Below are 17,984 nucleotides of genomic sequence, written 5' to 3' on the forward strand. Positions count from 1 at the left end.
ATCGCGCTTAATAAATCACACACTTGTTGAGCGCCACTTTTGCTCATCCCCCAAGAACAACGCGATAACTCACATCGTTCTATTCACAAACAAAAGCGATTGGCATAACCGTTTTGAGCTAGAGCGTACTAGTTTGAAGAATCCCCCGAAAATTCAAACTGGTAACAGGTACGGTAGTTATATTCTTGTTCAGGCTTGAGAATACAACTGTCCTGCTTCCACTCTGGGTGGTTAGGAGAGTCAGGTAAGAACTGGGTTTCTAACGCCAAACCAGCGTAGTCTTCATAGCTGCCACCACTTCGGTTTGGTGTACCACCAAGCCAGTTTCCGGTGTACAGCTGCATCGCAGGTTTGGTTGAAAATACTTTTAGTGAGACTAGCGCGTCCGGTGACGTTACGGTCGCAGCGCATTGAGTGCGCTTACAGCCATCAGCCAATAGGAAAGAGTGGTCGTAACCCTTTGCTGCTTTCTGCTGTTCATCACCCAACAAACGCTCTGAGATCATCATAGGCTGATTGAAGTCGAAGCTGGTCGATTTCACCGATTTAAGATTGCCTAATGGAATACCTACCGAGTTGGTCGGTAAGAACTGATTGGCGTTGATGCTCACAATGTGTGACAAACAATCGTGGCCGGCTTCTGCACCAAGTAGATTGAAGTACGCATGATTCGTTAGGTTGACTACGGTCGGCTTGTCTGTGGTTGCAGAGTAATTAATGGAAACTCGATTGTCTTCGGTGATGTCATAACGCACCGACACATTCAAATTCCCCGGGAATCCTTGGTCGCCATCAGCAGACTCAAGAGTAAACATCACTGACGTTTCGGTTTGCTCGGCAATATTCCAACGACGTTTATCAAAACCGTTCGGACCACCATGTAAAGTATTGCCCGCTTGGTTGGTTTCCAGCTTGTAGTTCTGACCATCAATTTTGAAACGACCATTGGCTATGCGGTTAGCATAACGACCAACAGTTGTACCCATATAGCTGGCTTGTTTATCGAAGTTCTCCATTGAGTTAACACCCAACAAAACCTCTCTTTTATTTCCCTTTACTGGCAGGATACAGCTCAACCATGTTGCACCAATGTCCATGAATGTCACTTGCATGCCATGCGTATTTGATAGCGTCACTAACTGAGCGGGTTGGCCATCATAGGCTGGAGTTTGTGTCATGGATTGATGCAGGTTTTGCTCTTGTGTCATTCTAAATTCCTTCTAGTGCCAGTAAAAAGCCTCTACCTGAAATAAAGGCTTTAGCGTTTGGCCTACCATGATCTTTTTAGTTGGTAAGCTCTATATTAAGTCTCGAAGCGTTTAGATTACTTCAACTAAGCCTGCTCCGTCTTTCGCTTGGCACACATAAATAGATTCTTTTAGACCCGTCGCCACTTGATACTTCTGCTCAACGGTTGTTTTGATTTCATCAACCAATGCAGGTGGAACCAATGCCACAATACAACCACCGAAACCACCGCCAGTCATACGCACGCCACCTTGGTCACCAATCACGTGTTTTACCAGCTCAACTAAGGTGTCGACTTCTTTGACTGTGATTTCAAAATCGTCTCGCATTGAAGCATGAGATTCTGCCATCAATTCGCCCATGCGTTTCATATCATGAGTACGCAGAGCTTGAGCCGCTTCAACGGTACGGTCATTTTCAGTGATCACGTGACGGGCACGTTTCGCGACCATTTCATCCAATTCAGACTCTTTCGCTTTGAATTGCTCAATGGTCACATCACGAAGTGCCGGAACACCAAAGATGCGCGCCGCTTCTTCACACTGCTCACGACGCGTGTTGTATTCGCTGTCGACCAAGCCACGTTTCTTGTTTGAGTTGATGATAACCACAGCCATATCTTCTGGCATTGAAACCGCTTGAGTTTCTAGGCTACGACAATCCAAAAGCATCGCATGATTTGCACGACCTTCAGCTGAGATCATTTGGTCCATGATGCCGCAGTTACAGCCCACAAATTCGTTTTCGGCTTGCTGACCATTAAGCGCTACTTCGGCTTGGCTGATCTCTAGGTTGTAAAGCACCTTGAATGTCTGACCGATGACCACTTCCAGTGCCGCAGAAGAACTTAAACCTGCACCTTGAGGCACGTTGCCCGTTACAGAGATGTCTGCACCTGTAAATTCAAAACCACGACCTTTTAAGCACTTCACCACACCACGAATGTAGTTAGCCCACATCTTATCTTGTTGGAATGTGATCTCTTGAGTTAAGTCGAACTCATCCACTGCATTACCGTAGTCTACTGATACTACGCGCACGATGTTGTCGTCACGCTTAGCCGCTGCCACTACCGTTTGGTAGTTAATGGCACACGGTAGAACAAAACCATCGTTGTAGTCGGTATGCTCGCCAATCAGGTTCACACGACCTGGCGCTTGAATAATATGAGTCGCTTGGTAACCAAGGACTTGCTCAAAAGATGCTTTCACGTTTTGGATTAGGTCAGACATAAGTAAACTCTCTGGTTAAACTCTTTGTTCAATTGGTTATGGCCCCTTTACGGCACCACTTTAATTCTTTTAGATCCCCTACCTCGTTCGTCTCTCACTGTAGGGAATGACAACATCGGCGTCTAAGCTTCTAAAACCTTAAGCTCCTAAGCTCCTAAGCTCCTAAGCTCCTAAGCTCCTAAAAACTTAAGCTCTTAAGCTCCTAACTTATAGACCTTTCACCTACCGTCATTCCAGAATCGAGGGACGAGATATCAGGAATCTCGCTTTTTATTTAGTAACCGAGTTATCGATTAGTTTTACTATCAACGAAACAGGCTATTTCTGCTCTTTGTAATGAACGTCACTCAAATCACGCAGACGCTGCGCCGCTTGTTCTGCGGTTAAATCACGCTGAGACTCAGCCAACATTTCGTAGCCGACCATGAATTTACGAACCGAAGCACTGCGCAACAGTGGCGGGTAGAAAAGCGCGTGCAGTTGCCAATGGTCGATGTCAGTACCTTCTTCGAAGAACGGCGCATAGTGCCAGCCCATTGAGTATGGGAATGAACACTGGAACAAGTTGTCGTAACGACTGGTCAGCTTCTTAATCGCAAGCGCTAAATCATCACGCTGCTCGTCAGTCAGCTCACTCATACGGCGGATATGTGTTTTTGGTAGCAACATGGTTTCAAATGGCCACGCAGCCCAATAAGGCACCACGGCAATCCAATGTTCAGTTTCAACCACAGTGCGAGAGCCATCTTTCATTTCAGCTTCAACGTAATCCACTAAAAGATTCGAACCTTGCTGGTCGAAGTACTCTTTCAGTAGCTTTTCTTTACGTTCAATCTCGTTTGGCAGAAAGCTGTTCGCCCAAATTTGACCGTGTGGGTGTGGCTGAGAGCAGCCCATAGTCTCGCCTTTGTTTTCGAAGGCTTGAACCCATAGGTAATCTTTACCTAGCTCTTCAATTTGCTCGTTCCAGGTATCAATCACACCACGGATTTTATTGACCGGTAACTCTGGCAGCGTTTTGCTGTGGTCCGGAGAGAAACAGATAACACGGCTCAACCCGCGAACACCTTGAGTCTTGAATAGAGGGTTTTCAGACTCTGGAGCGTCTGGTGAATCAGGCATCAACGCCGCGAAATCGTTACTGAATACGTAAGTGCCGTCGTAATCTGGGTTTTCGTCACCCGAGATACGTGTATTGGTTGGGCACAAGAAACACTCTTTCTCATACGCTGGAAGCTGCGCAGTCGATGGCTTTTCATCTTGGCCGCTCCACGGGCGTTTTGCGCGGTGTGGTGACACCAAGATCCACTGACCCGTTAATGGGTTATAACGACGATGCGGGTGGTCTACTGGGTTAAATTCAACTTTTGACATGTTTAGATTGCTCTCAAATTTTGTGTCTTGGTCAATTCACCAAGATGAATAATTCTTCTATAAGGAGATTCCCTATCACGCTCGTTCCTCGCTGTAGGGAATGACGTTCAGAAATCGAAGTTTTAAAATTCGTCATTCCAGAATCGAGGGACGAGATATCTGGAATCTCTTTTTCTCATATCTGCATTCCCCAAAGAAATTGGAGTTGCAGCTAGGCAGCTTCAATTACACAGGCTAGTAGCCGTTCGGGTTATTCGACTGCCAATTCCACGTATCTGCCGTCATCTCCATCACACTGCGAGTCGCTTTCCAGCCTAACTCGCGCTCTGCTTTTTCAGTGCTTGCCCAACATTCGGCAATATCACCAGCGCGGCGTGGACAAAGTTCATAAGGGACAGGCTTACCCGATGCTTGTGCAAAGGCTTCAACCATCTCAAGCACACTGGAACCTTTACCTGTGCCTAGGTTGTAAATGTGTAAACCCGCCTTCTCGCCAACCGCTTTCAATGCGGCTACGTGTCCGTCAGCTAAATCTATAACATGAATATAGTCGCGAACGCCTGTGCCATCGACTGTTGGGTAATCGTTTCCAAAAACAGCCAATTTGTCGCGACGACCTACCGCTACTTGAGCAATAAACGGCATCAGATTGTTTGGGATACCTTGTGGGTCTTCACCCATAGTGCCCGATGGATGGGCGCCAACTGGGTTGAAGTAACGCAATAATGTCACACTCCAATCGTTCTCAGCGTTGAACAAATCACTCAAACATTCTTCGACCATGTACTTACTGCGACCATAAGGATTAGTTGTTGCACCCGTTGGAGAGCTTTCAGTAATTGGCACCACTTCTGGATCACCGTAAACGGTAGCCGAAGAGCTAAATACAATGCTCTTCACACCCGCTTTCTTCATGCTGCGAGCTAACACCAATGATCCATTGACGTTGTTATCGTAGTACTCCAAAGGCTTAGACACCGACTCCCCAACCGCTTTCAGGCCAGCAAAGTGAATCACAGCTTGGATATCGTTTTCTGAAAAAACGCTATCTAGAAAAGATTGATCACGAATGTCGCCAAGATAAAAAGTTGGTCGCTTACCGGTCAGTGATTCGATTCGCTCCAGTACTAGCTCTTTGCTGTTGCAAAGGTTATCAACAATGATTGGCTCCATACCCGCCTGTATCATTTGAATACATGTATGACTTCCGATGTAACCCATGCCGCCCGTAACCAGTACTTTCACAATCAACCTCTCTTTGTCGTCATTCTTGGACTAACTCGAACTGACATTCAGCTCAGTAGCACCGTATGCCAGAAATAGTAGCAGCCATTTTGGCTATAATTCTGTGATCAAAACCACGAAGTGTAAACGTTTACACTGACTCATATCATTGTTACTGAACGTGACATAGGAAGAACCTATAAATAAATGCATCTAATCCATTGAATTTTAATAAGATAATTATAGATAGTTAGATTTGAGACATCATAGAGGAGTTGAGCATTTATTTTACTAAAAGTTAATGCAATGACTTCCAGTTTGATTACAATAGGTCTGTAGAATAAAGAGGTGCATTGCTTTTTTACTAAATACCAATTTCAAAGCAGCGCAATGTTCCAATAACAGGAAGTGAGTATGGCAACGTTAAAAGATATCGCGACTGAAGCACATGTTTCATTGGCTACAGTTTCAAGGGTTCTCAATGAAGATCCAACATTAAGCGTCAAGGAAGAGACCAAAAGGCGTATCTTTGAAATTGCAGAGAAGTTGGAATACAAAACCAGCAGCTCACGAAAAGCCGTTAGCAGTAAAAAACAAAATCATCACTTCCTTGCGCTGTATAACTACAAGCAAGAAGCTGAAGTGAATGACCCTTACTATCTATCGATTCGCCACGGGATTGAAACCCAATGTGACAAGATGGAAGTTAAACTAACCAACTGTTATGAAAGTAAAATACACGTAAATTCAGCGCCTATTACTGGTGTATTGTTGGTGGGAAGAATGACACCGGAGGTTATCGAACAAGCCAAAAAGCTAAGCGATAATATCTGTTATGTCGATTTCACTGATCACTCTGAACCTTATGACTCTGTCGATATCGACCTGGCTTTGATCAGCAAAGAGATCACCAACTTCTTTATCAACCAAGGCTATCAACGCATTGGTTTTATTGGCGGACAAGATAACGTCAACACTCCTGATATTCGCGAAGTCGCCTTTGCTGAATACGGTAGCCTTAAGAATGTTGTCAGCGAGCAAGACATCTATCGTGGAGACTTCTCTAGCTCTTCAGGTTATAAGCTTGCAAAACAGATGCTAGCGACTGGCGACTACCCTAAAGCCATGTTTATTGCGTCAGATTCCATCGCAATTGGTGTTTTACGAGCCGTTCATGAGCACGGATTAAACATTCCTGAAGATATTGCGCTGATCAGTGTAAATGACATCCCAACAGCTAAATTTACCTTTCCATCTTTATCGACTGTTCGTATTCACTCTGAACTAATGGGAATTCAAGGCGTTAACCTGTTGATTGAGAAAGTACGCGACGGCCGTACTATCCCACTACGTGTCTATGTACCAAGCAAATTAAAGCTGCGTGACACGACAAAATAGTTAAAAATATCAAATAGATAAACTAAGGCTACCTTTGTTGAAGGTGGCCTTTTTTGTGCCCATCACATACGCCTATATACACATACCTGCCTCTTTAGCCTGCTTCATAAAACAGCCAATAGCATTCTTTTAAGTGGATCACACAGCACTGTAAAAAGACCATAAAAAACGTGATGGAGTTAAAGTAAAACGTTTTCACCAATTTCATTTAGTAAAAGTTTTACTAATAATTACCTCAGTCCAAAAATACTCGTATTCACTACGACCCAATTACGCATAAGAACGTCGGTCAGCAAATTGCATTTAGGCCGAGAGAGAGGCAACGTGAACAACTGGGAAAACTTCCTGAACTTACATGAGAACCGTATGGCACCGCGTGCATATTTCTTCTCATACGCATCAGAAAAGAATGCAAAAACGTTTCAGCGTGAACTTAGCAGCCACTTCCAACTATTGAGTGGCCAATGGAATTTCAGCTATTTCACCAATCCACTATTGGTTCCTGAAGAGTTCTACTCTCAAGAAATGAGCGACTGGGGCCACATTACGGTTCCAAACATGTGGCAAATGGAAGGCCACGGCGATCTTCAATACACAGATGAAGGTTTCCCATTCCCAATTGATGTGCCTTTCGTACCATCAGACAACCCAACCGGTGCATACCAACGCTCTTTCTTCCTTGGCGAAAGCTGGGACGATAAGCAAACCATCATCAAATTTGATGGCGTAGAAACTTACTTCGAAGTTTACGTAAACGGCGAGTACGTGGGTTTCAGCAAAGGCAGCCGCCTCACCGCTGAGTTCGATATCTCTAGCCACGTAAAAGCAGGCAACAACCTACTTTCTATTCGCGTGATGCAATGGGCCGACTCAACCTACATTGAAGACCAAGACATGTGGTGGACGGGCGGTATCTTCCGTGACGTTTACCTAGTGGGCAAAGAACAGCTGCACGTTCAAGACGTTACCGTTCGTACTGACTTCGACGACGCTTACCAAAGCGCTACTCTGTCGTGCAAAGTGGAACTAGAAAACCTAGCAGCAGCGGTAAACGCAACCCTTGAGTACGCATTGCTTGATGGCAGCCAAGTTATCTCGCAAGGCTCTGTAGATAGCTTAGCCGTCCCTAATCATAAGACTGGTGGCAATGTAGATACTCAATTCTCTATTGATGTGGTTAACCCTGTTCAATGGAACGCTGAAAACCCTTACCTATACCAACTGTTGCTTACGCTGAAAGACGCTGACGGCAAGGTGCTGGAAGTGATTCCACAACGCGTTGGTTTCCGTGATATTAAAGTTCGCGATGGTCTGTTCTACATCAACAACAAGTACGTGATGCTGCACGGTGTGAACCGTCACGACAACGACCACCTAAAAGGCCGTGCTGTCGGCATGGATCGCGTAGAGAAAGATTTAGTACTGATGAAGCAACACAACATCAACTCAGTACGTACCGCGCACTACCCGAACGACCCACGCTTCTACGAATTGTGTGATATCTACGGCCTATTCGTGATGGGCGAAACCGATGTCGAAACACACGGTTTTGCGAACGTTGGCGACCTAAGCCGCATCACTAACGATGCAGCATGGGAAGCGGTGTTTGTTGAACGTATCGAACGTCATATTCACGCTCAAAAGAACCACCCTTCTATCATCATGTGGTCACTGGGTAACGAGTCTGGCTACGGTTGCAACATCCGTTCTATGTACGATGCAGCAAAAGCGATTGATGACACCCGTCTAGTTCACTACGAAGAAGACCGTGATGCTGAAGTGGTCGACATCATTTCAACCATGTACTCACGTGCTCAACTGATGAATGCCTTCGGTGAATTCCCGCACGAAAAACCACGCATCATCTGTGAATACGCACACGCAATGGGTAACGGCCCAGGCGGTTTAACTGAATACCAAAACGTGTTCTACAAGCATGACGCGATTCAAGGTCACTATGTTTGGGAATGGTGTGACCACGGCATTCTGGCGCGTGATGAAGCAGGCACAGAGTTCTATAAGTACGGTGGTGACTATGGTGACTACCCGAACAACTACAACTTCTGCATGGACGGTTTGATCTACCCGGACCAAACTCCAGGCCCTGGCTTGAAAGAGTACAAGCAAGTGATTGCCCCAGTGAAGCTTCGCGATTTCGATGCACAAACGGGCACCTTCACAGTAGACAACAAGCTTTGGTTCTCAAACATCGATGACTACACCATCACTGCGGAGATCCGCGCTGAGGGTAAAACCATTGCAGTACAGCATATCAAGGTTGAAGAGCTGGCTGAGAACTCTAGCCGTGAACTGACGCTTAATTTGCCAGAGCTTGATGAGCGTGAAGTGTTTGTGAACTTTACTGTTCGTAAGGATTCTCGTACTTCATACAGCGAAGCGAACCACGACATTGCGGTTTACCAATTCCAAGTGAAAGAGAACACAGCACAGCTTGACGCCTTCACCAACAACAATGCAACGGCACTGAATGTTGAAGAGTATCGCCTCGCTTATGTAATCAAAGGCCATAACTTTGCACTGAACTTCTCGAAAGTGAACGGCAAGCTGACGTCATGGTTAGTCAATGGCGAAGAACTGATTAAGTCGGAGCCTAAGCTGAACTTCTTCAAGCCAATGATCGATAACCATAAGCAAGAGCACGATGGTTACTGGGAGCCTGCGCATCTACAAATCATGCAAGAGCACTTCCGCACGCTAAACGTGGAAGAGAACAACGGCAAGATTGAGATCACCACCACCAGCATCATTGCTCCACCGGTATTTGATTTCGGCATGCGTTGCGAATATCGCTACCAAATCAGTGCTGAAGGTCAACTGAACGTTGAGCTAAGTGGCGAACGTTACGGTGATTACCCTCACGTGATTCCAGTGATTGGTTTCGACATGGGCATTAACGGTGACTTCGACCAAGTTCAATACTACGGCCGCGGTCCTGAAGAGAACTACCAAGACAGCAAGCAAGCCAACATGATTGATGTTTACCAATCAACCGTGGCTGACATGTTCGAGAACTACCCGTTCCCACAAAACAACGGCAACCGCCAACACGTTCGTTGGGCTGCGCTTTCAAGCCGCGCGGGTAATGGTATTGCAGTAAAACCACAGCAAGAAATCAACTTCAGCGCATGGTTCTACACCAACCAAAACCTGCATCAAGCACAACACACCATTGAGCTAGAGAAGAGCGGTTACATCACGCTAAACCTAGACCACCAAGTGATGGGCTTAGGCTCGAACTCTTGGGGCAGCGAAGTGCTCGACTCTTACCGAGTTTACATGGATGAGTTCCGCTACGGCTTAACTCTGATTCCATTCCAAGCAGGCGATTGCGACGCGCAACACCTAATCAGTCACAACTTTGGCGATGAGTTTTTTACGGCGAATACACCGAAAGCTCAACCACAACAGAACGAGGCATAAGCGATGATCGTTTTAGACAACCTAGAGCAATTTAAAGTCGTTTACCGCGACGGTCGTAAATGGCAACGCTGTGTAGAAGCGATTGAAAACATCGGCAACATCAAAGATGGCGTGATGTATTCCATTGGTGACTCACTTGCTTACATGATTGAAGACGGCGTGGCTCGTAACACAGAAAACTTTACTGGCAACCGTCGTTACTTCGACGTGCATTACTACCTAGAAGGTCGTGAAACCGTCGAGTTCGCAGCCAAGTCAGAGCTAGAGCAAATCCAAGCTTACAGCGATGAGACTGACCGTGAACACCTAATGGGTAACGGTGAAACTCGTGAACTCATTGAAGGTCAAGTAGCGATATTTGATAACAGTAAAGCCTACCGATTCCACGGTGATAACCGAGTACGCAAAGTGGTGCTGAAAGTGACTATTGAAGACGGTTACTTCCTTAATAAGTAACTAGAGCTAAACAAACGAAAGCAACAACAAGATCTATTCACAGTGTGTACCGAGCCTTGCCGTTCAAGGCTCAGTCACACTGCACAACGCCTTTACGCTTCCTCCCTACAAGGAAGCCTAAAGAAATAACGACTATAATTACGTGACCCTTGGAGGACACTATGTCTGAATCTGTACGCGGTAAGTTAGGTAAATTTGCCTTGCTCTCCATGACATTTGCAGCGGTATTTAACGTTCGCAACATTGTAAATAACAACATCGAATTAGGATTGAGTTCAGCCCCTATCTTTTTGCTTGCGACTCTTATTTACTTCATTCCATTCGTATTCATTATTGCAGAATTCGTATCAGCAAATAAAAATTCTGAGTCAGGCATGTATGACTGGCTTAAACAACCTTTAGGTTCAAAAGCCGCCTACTTAGGTTCATTCCTCTATTGGTTCGTTAACCTATTCTGGTTTGTATCATTGCTGCCCAACGTTATCGCATACGCGTCTTACGCGATGCTTGGCTACGAGTACGCCTTCTCTCCTATTGTGACATCAGCAATCTCAATTGGTCTATTTGCGGCGGCAACGCACATCTCTACTAAAGGCGCGAGCTGGTTAGGTAAGATTGCAGAGATCGTGGCATACGGCGTATTTGCACTGTTCGCGGTTTACGTTATCGGCGCGATGATGGCACTCGGTGGTAACCATGAACCGGTAGAGCCAATCACGCTTGAAGCAATGACGCCAACCATCAACTGGGCAACGTTAGGCATCATGTGTTGGATCTTCCAAGCAGCCGGCGGTGCAGAAACCGCAGCCGCTTACCTAAACGATGTTAAGGGCGGTCATAAGTCTTTCATCAAGGTGATCATCAGCGCGGGTATCGCTATCGGTATCATGTACGCAGTCGGTTCTCTGTTAGTGAACGTGTTCGTTGCGCGTGATGAACTAACATATGCTGGCGGTATGGTTGAAATCTTTACTGGTATGGCGAACTACTTCGATATTTCACAATCTCTAACGGGTCGCTTCGTCGGTATTATCCTATTCGTTGCGATGTTCGGTTCAATGATGATGTGGACAGCAGCTCCAGTAAAAATTCACTTCTCTGAAATCCCTAAAGGTGTTTACGGTGAGAAGACGACTGAGCTTAACGAACACGGTGTGCCAGTACGCGCAGCATGGTGGCAGTTTGCGTTCGTATTCCTAATGCTAGTGGTTAACGGATTCGGTTCTGAGTCTGTACAAGACATGATGAACACAGCAATCAACCTAACAGCAGGTACCGCAATGTTACCGCCTATCTTCATCATGGTGGCGTACTTTGTATTCCGCTTGAAACATGACGATACACCACGTGACTTCCGCATGGGTACTCGAGTTCAAGGTATGTCTGTTGTGTCAGTACTTATCGGTATCTTTGTTGTCAGCATGACGGCATCAGCATTCCCAACAGGCGTAGACCTAATGCAAGCGTTCTTCGTCAATGTATTTATGACGGCTGTATTCTCAGCTATCGCTTGGTGGTGGATCTCTCGCTTTGAAAAGAAGCAAGCAGGTAAAGATGCAAAGCTAGAAGCGGCTAAGCAATCGTAATACTTAGCAGCATTAGAACCAATTTCAAAAGCGCCTACCATGGCGCTTTTTTTTGTTTTAAATCAGATAATTAAAAACCAACACCCAAAAATAAAAACGCCATTCCGTCAAGGGTTCACTTCACGAAAAACGTTAATTAAATCGTAATGAAACCCGAACAAAAACAAAGGTAAAATATTAACTAAATTTACTTACCCAAGGTCACATATTTGATCAATTTTGATTAACTTCCCGCCGCTTAATCTTTAATCTTCTTGCTGAAGAGACGAACGAGTTCATATTTAAAAACGACAAAAAGCCCCTACAAGCCTTACAAATCGTCGTTCATGAAACAAACAATCTCTTTGATGAACCTCTTAACCTTTAACTCTTTGTTTTGGTAATAACTTTACTGAAAATCAAGAAAGAAAAGCGCTAAGAAGTCCGTTCGTAAATCTATAAAAACAACAATGAGCCAACCCTGACAAAACAAAGCGGGTGTTTGCCAAACCAACATAACAATAAAAGTGCGGCCTAGAGCCTCCCTCTCTAGGACCAAGTTATAACGATCATCAACGTGATTCACCGGAGAACATCATGTCCGAAAATAAACGCAGTACGATAGGCAAGTTTGCCCTACTGTCTATGACCTTCGCGGCGGTATACAGCTTCAACAACATCATTAACAACAACATCGAGATAGGCCTTTCCTCGGCACCGATGTTCTTTCTAGCCACCATCTTTTACTTTGTGCCTTTTTGTTTGATCGTCGCAGAGTTTGTGTCACTGAATAAAAACTCTGAAGCGGGCGTTTATTCTTGGGTTAAAAGCTCTCTAGGCGGCCGCTGGGCGTTTATTTCGGCTTATACCTACTGGTTTGTTAATCTGTTCTTCTTCACCTCTCTGCTGCCTAGAATTATCGCTTATGCGTCGTATGCGTTCTTAGGGTTTGAGTACATATTCACGCCAATCACCACGGCGATCCTCAGTACCATTTTGTTTGCGATTGCTACGCACATTTCAAACAATGGCGCGAAACTACTAGGCCCCATCACCTCACTAACATCGTCGCTTATGTTGTTGCTAACAATGTCTTACATCTTGTTGTCTGGCGGTGCTTTGATCGGTGGTATCGAGCCAGCAGACCCAATCACCATTGAAGCGATGACACCAAGCTTTAACTGGGCATTCCTTGGCGTAATCACTTGGATCTTCATGGCGGCTGGCGGTGCAGAATCGGTAGCGGTTTACGTTAACGACATCAAAGGCGGTCACAAGTCTTTCGTTAAAGTAATCATCATCGCGGGTATCTTCATTGGTGCGCTTTACTCGGTGGGTTCAGTACTAGCAAACGTATTTGTGTCGCGAGAAGAGCTTAAATTTACTGGCGGCTCAGTGCAGGTATTCGAAGGGCTAGCACGACACTTTGGGTTGTCTGAAATCCTAATGAATCGCTTTGTGGGCGTGGTTTCATTCACGGCGATGCTGGGCTCTCTACTGATGTGGACAGCGACTCCGGTTAAGATTTTCTTCTCTGAAATCCCTAAAGGTATCTTCGGTGAGAAAACGGTCGCTCTAAACAAACAAGGCGTTCCAGAACGTGCGGCTTGGATTCAGTTCTTGATTGTGATTCCACTGATGTTTATTCCGACACTGGCGTCCGATACGGTTCAAGATCTGATGAGCACCATTATCAACATGACAGCTGCAGCATCGATGTTGCCACCGCTATTCATCATGATCGCGTACCTTAATTTACGTTTGAAGTTGGATCACTTACCTCGTGATTTCAGAATGGGCTCACGTATGACAGGCATTACCGTGGTCTCGATTCTGATCGGCATTTTCACTGTTGGCTTCTTTGCGTCAACCTTCCCAACAGGTGCTGACATCATGACCATCATCTTCTACAACGTGGGCGGGATTGTTATCTTCCTTGGCTACGCGTGGTGGAAGTACGGCAAATATGAAAAAAGCTTATCTCCAGAAGAGAAAAAACTAGAGGCAAAACCTGAACCGGCGAACGCTTAGTTTTCCCTGCACTCTGACTTAAACTTCAGGCACTCTGACTTAAACTTCAGGCACTCGTATTTAAACTTCAGGCACTCGCATTTGGTGAGTGCCTTTTTATTTGTCGGTACATATCCACTAACCATCTCGATTAAATCAAAGCCATTCAAGAATCAAAGCATTCGAACCAACAATCTAACCACCCATCAAACAATTCACCTCCCGAATACTTACAACCCTAGCCATACCTCTGCAAATTCAACTGAAAGTCAAAATAAAAACAAAGTAAATATTTACTAAAAATAGATCACACTTTTAAACTTAATTAATTTTAAACATCAAAATTATCATTAATATTGGTTTTGCGATCGTAAGTAACCTGACCAATACGCCTTGAAGAGCACCCCATATTAGAAGTCAGAACTGCTTGCGAACCTTCATTTATAACCCCGACACAGAAGTGATTAAAATGAAAAGTAGTTTTACTAAAAACACTCTTATTACAAGCTGTATTCTTGCTGCCTTAAGTACCACTGCCCACGCGGAAGAGTCCGCAGCAAACCACAGTGATACTCAGCCTCCTCAGACAGAAACTGAAACCCTATTAAACTTTTATGGTGAGCTTGGCCTTGGTGGTCACGTGGCACTCAAAGGTGATGATAAAGGCCGCTACGCAGACGGTACTTACATTGAAGCTGGCTTGGCTATCGAGCACGGTAATTGGTTTGGTCTTGCTTATATGGAAGGCTGGACAGTACAAGCCGACGACGAAGGCAATGCTTGGGCAACGGGCCACGGCTGGGGCGGCTTTGAAGGTGGTTTCAACCGCTTTTACGCTGGCTACCGCACCGATAACAAAACAGAATTCATGATTGGTCGTATGGACTCTTCATTAGATGACGTTCAATGGTGGGGTGACCCTACGGTTGAATACGGCTACGCGATCTCAAACACGCGAGACGTGCACCTTGGTGTGAAGATTCAAAACCTAGAAGGCAAGCTTCGCTACAGCGTTTCTTTCGCGCCAGAGTCTGACTTCTCGGAAGACGATGCTCTTGTTCACTTCGGTAAATACGACAGCTTCGCAGACCAATGGAAAGATAAGAACGCCATGGTCAATGGTTACCTTCAATACGATCTGACCGACGACTTAACCCTAATGGGTGGCGGTGAAGTTCGTAACAACGATGGCGGTGAACTATTGCTATTGGGTGCTGAGTACAAAAACTTCGCCACTCGTGTTTGGCACGATACCGACAAAGGCAACCAAGAGTCTTTCGGTAGCGAATCAGGTATTCAAACCAGTGCATGGTATGAAGCCGCACAAGGCGTTTACCTATCAGCAGCCTACAACTACGCAAACTTTGACGGTGACAATGGCGACAAAGAGATCACCTCTTACATCAATGCCGGCGTTTGGTACGAATACGGAAACGGCGCATTTGCTACTGCTTTCGATAGCCGCTTTGGCGTAGGCAGCGACACTGAAATCGGCGACGCGCAAGTGTTCGCAATGCAATACTTCTACTGGTAATAACAGGAATTGATCATGAAACTGAATAAATCATTCGCAGCTCTCGCTATCGGCGCAGCACTTGTTGTTACTGGCTGTACATCAAACTCAATCTCTGGCTCGGGCTCTGACACAGAGCAACTGCAAGCTAACGAATTTAAGAACGTTATTGACCGTACTGGTTCGCCAGAATACATGCGTGACTACGACTTCGATGACCACCAGCGCTTCAACCCATTTTTCGACCTAGGTGCATGGCATGGTCACTTGCTGCCAGACACTGCTGAAGGCATGGGCGGCTTCCCAGGAACGGCGCTGCTTACTGAAGAATACATCAACTTCCTGGCAGATAACTTTGACCGCCTAAGCGTGTTCAAAGATGGCAAAAAAGTCGTATTCACCATGGAAGCATACAGCTTACCGGGCGCATTGGTTCAGACGCTAAAATCGGACGATGTAACGGTAGAGATGACAATGCGTTTTGCTTCAAACCGTACCTCTCTGCTAGAAACCAAAATCACTACCGACTCCCCAGTTGAATTGGTGTGGGATGGTGAACTGCTAGAAAAGACCCACGCGAAAGAAGGCGTGGCACAAACCGACAAAACAATCGCTGAAACTTACCCTGAGTATGAGCGTCAAATCGTCGCAACCGACGATGGCCTGAAGGTCACCTTTGGTAAAGTGCGTTCAACTTGGGATCTGCTGACTTCAGGTGAGTCTGAGTACCAAGTTCACAAATCGATTCCAACACAAACCACAGTAGATGGTTTAACATTTACTTCAACGGCAAACATTGAAGCATCAGCCACCATTTACACCACTTACTCGCATGTTCTCACGGCAGAAGAAGCACAAGCGGAACAGCCTGAAATCAAAAAGATCATGGCAAACCCTACCGATTTCTTAGCGGCATCAGCAGAGCGTTGGGAAGGCTACCTAGAGATGGGCTTAACCAACCCGAACGCAACGCCAGAACAAGAACGTGTTGCGGTAAAAGCAATGGAAACCCTGAACGGTAACTGGCGTGGCGCTGCAGGTGCAATGGAGTTTGACTCAGTCACACCATCCGTGACGGCGCGTTGGTTCTCGGGCAACCAAACTTGGCCGTGGGACACATGGAAGCAAGCTTACGCAATGGCTCACTTCAACCCAGATGTAGCGAAAGACAACATCCGCGCGATGTTCGCTTACCAAATTCAGGCTGACGATGCAGTTCGTCCTTGGGATGAAGGTTACGTGCCAGATTTGCTTGCTTACAACCTAAGCCCAGAACGTGGCGGCGATGGTGGCAACTGGAATGAACGTAATACCAAACCAAGCCTAGCGGCATGGGCAGTAATGGAAGTCTACAAGACCACCAGCGATGAAGCTTGGCTTGAAGAGATGTATCCAAAGCTAGTGGCATACCATGATTGGTGGCTACGCAACCGTGACAACAACGGTAACGGTGTTCCAGAGTACGGCGCAGCACGCGACAAAGCACACAACACACCGGAAGGCGAAATGTACTTCACTGTGGTTCGTGGTGACAAACACGAGACAGTCGTAGGCCAAGCAGCACTCGATAAAGTCGTGGCTGAAGGTAACTACGATTACATCGAAAGCCCAGCTCAAACGGCCGCGTCTTGGGAGTCAGGTCGTGACGATGCAGCCGCATTTGGTTTCATCGATAAAGATCAGCTAGACGCGTATGTGGCGAATGGCGGCAAGCGCAGCGATTGGGATGTTGAGTTCGCTCAAAACCGCGCTGAAGATGGCACGCTATTGGGCTACTCATTACTGCAAGAGTCTGTCGACCAAGCAAGCTACATGTACAGCGATAACAAGTACCTAGCAGAAATGGCTGACATTCTTGGTAAAGACGCTGAAGCGAAAGAGTTCCGTGAAAAGGCAGAACACCTATCGAACTACATCAATACCTGTATGTTCGACGAAGGCACTAACTTCTTCTACGATATTCGTATTGAAGACAAACCACTCGCGAATGGCTGTGCGGGTAAGCCGATTGTAGAACGTGGCAAAGGCCCTGAAGGTTGGTCACCATTGTTCAATGCTGCTGCCACTCAAGCTAACGCTGATGCAGTTGTCACGGTGATGAAAGATACGGAAGAGTTCAACACATACGTTCCACTAGGCACAGCGGCGCTTTCTAGCCCTGCATTTGGCCCAGATATTTACTGGCGTGGACGTGTATGGGTCGACCAATTCTACTTCGGCCTAAAAGGTATGGATAGCTACGGCTACCGTGATGATGCGATTGAAATGGCAGGCTCATTCTTCGATCACGCTGATGGTTTGGTACAAGACGGTCCGATCCGTGAAAACTACAACCCACTAACCGGTGAACAACAAGGCGCGCCAAACTTCTCTTGGAGTGCAGCTCACCTGTACATGCTTTACAACGATTTCTTTACTGACGCAGAGTAAATCGAACCTTTTTACCTGTCCTCTGAGATTCATTGATACAACGGATTAACAAGATACAACGGATCAATAAATTTCAGACTTTGGCACTCAGCA

General features: G+C 46.0%; 11 protein-coding genes. 7 read left to right on the plus strand and 4 right to left on the minus strand.

Annotated features, from left to right (window positions below; all coding sequences use genetic code 11):
* Positions 1-128 precede the first annotated feature (128 nt).
* From galM to galE, 4 genes are all read right to left on the minus strand, one after another.
* Positions 129-1,208 carry a galactose-1-epimerase gene (gene galM, locus AC3CIA_RS12455; protein ID WP_488518182.1) on the minus strand — a complete coding sequence of 360 codons (1,080 nt, stop codon included), beginning with the start codon at positions 1,206-1,208 and terminating at the stop codon, positions 129-131.
* Between the two features lie 111 nt (positions 1,209-1,319).
* Positions 1,320-2,480 carry a galactokinase gene (galK, locus tag AC3CIA_RS12460; RefSeq protein ID WP_372243599.1) on the minus strand — a complete coding sequence of 387 codons (1,161 nt, stop codon included), beginning with the start codon at positions 2,478-2,480 and terminating at the stop codon, positions 1,320-1,322.
* Positions 2,481-2,798: 318 nt separating this feature from the next.
* On the minus strand, positions 2,799-3,854 hold the full coding sequence (locus tag AC3CIA_RS12465; protein ID WP_488518183.1) for a UDP-glucose--hexose-1-phosphate uridylyltransferase: 1,056 nt from the start codon (positions 3,852-3,854) through the stop codon (positions 2,799-2,801).
* Between the two features lie 234 nt (positions 3,855-4,088).
* Positions 4,089-5,099, minus strand: a complete 1,011-nt coding sequence (gene galE, locus AC3CIA_RS12470; RefSeq protein ID WP_488518184.1) for a UDP-glucose 4-epimerase GalE — start codon at positions 5,097-5,099, stop codon at positions 4,089-4,091.
* Positions 5,100-5,492: 393 nt separating this feature from the next.
* On the opposite strand from galE, the gene ebgR reads away from it, so the two are divergent.
* The 7 genes from ebgR (at position 5,493) to ygjK (ending at position 17,891) form a co-directional block, all read left to right on the plus strand.
* Positions 5,493-6,476, plus strand: a complete 984-nt coding sequence (ebgR, locus tag AC3CIA_RS12475; RefSeq protein ID WP_017060801.1) for a transcriptional regulator EbgR — start codon at positions 5,493-5,495, stop codon at positions 6,474-6,476.
* A 324-nt stretch (positions 6,477-6,800) separates the two neighbouring features.
* Positions 6,801-9,917: a beta-galactosidase subunit alpha gene (ebgA, locus tag AC3CIA_RS12480; protein ID WP_488518185.1), complete on the plus strand. Its 3,117-nt coding sequence runs from the start codon at positions 6,801-6,803 to the stop codon at positions 9,915-9,917.
* Between the two features lie 3 nt (positions 9,918-9,920).
* Complete coding sequence (locus AC3CIA_RS12485; protein WP_017089759.1) at positions 9,921-10,373, plus strand: beta-galactosidase subunit beta; 453 nt, start codon at positions 9,921-9,923, stop codon at positions 10,371-10,373.
* A 161-nt stretch (positions 10,374-10,534) separates the two neighbouring features.
* Complete coding sequence (locus AC3CIA_RS12490; protein ID WP_004734429.1) at positions 10,535-11,959, plus strand: amino acid permease; 1,425 nt, start codon at positions 10,535-10,537, stop codon at positions 11,957-11,959.
* A gap of 576 nt (positions 11,960-12,535) precedes the next feature.
* Complete coding sequence (locus tag AC3CIA_RS12495) at positions 12,536-13,969, plus strand: amino acid permease (RefSeq protein WP_017080740.1); 1,434 nt, start codon at positions 12,536-12,538, stop codon at positions 13,967-13,969.
* Positions 13,970-14,417: 448 nt separating this feature from the next.
* Positions 14,418-15,482: a protein YgjJ gene (gene ygjJ, locus AC3CIA_RS12500; RefSeq protein ID WP_488518186.1), complete on the plus strand. Its 1,065-nt coding sequence runs from the start codon at positions 14,418-14,420 to the stop codon at positions 15,480-15,482.
* Positions 15,483-15,497: 15 nt separating this feature from the next.
* Positions 15,498-17,891 (plus strand): alpha-glucosidase, encoded by a 2,394-nt coding sequence (gene ygjK, locus AC3CIA_RS12505; protein ID WP_488518187.1) that lies wholly within the window; start codon positions 15,498-15,500, stop codon positions 17,889-17,891.
* The last annotated feature ends 93 nt before the right edge of the window (positions 17,892-17,984 follow it).

This window comes from Vibrio sp. QJM3NY_27 (assembly GCF_057785955.1).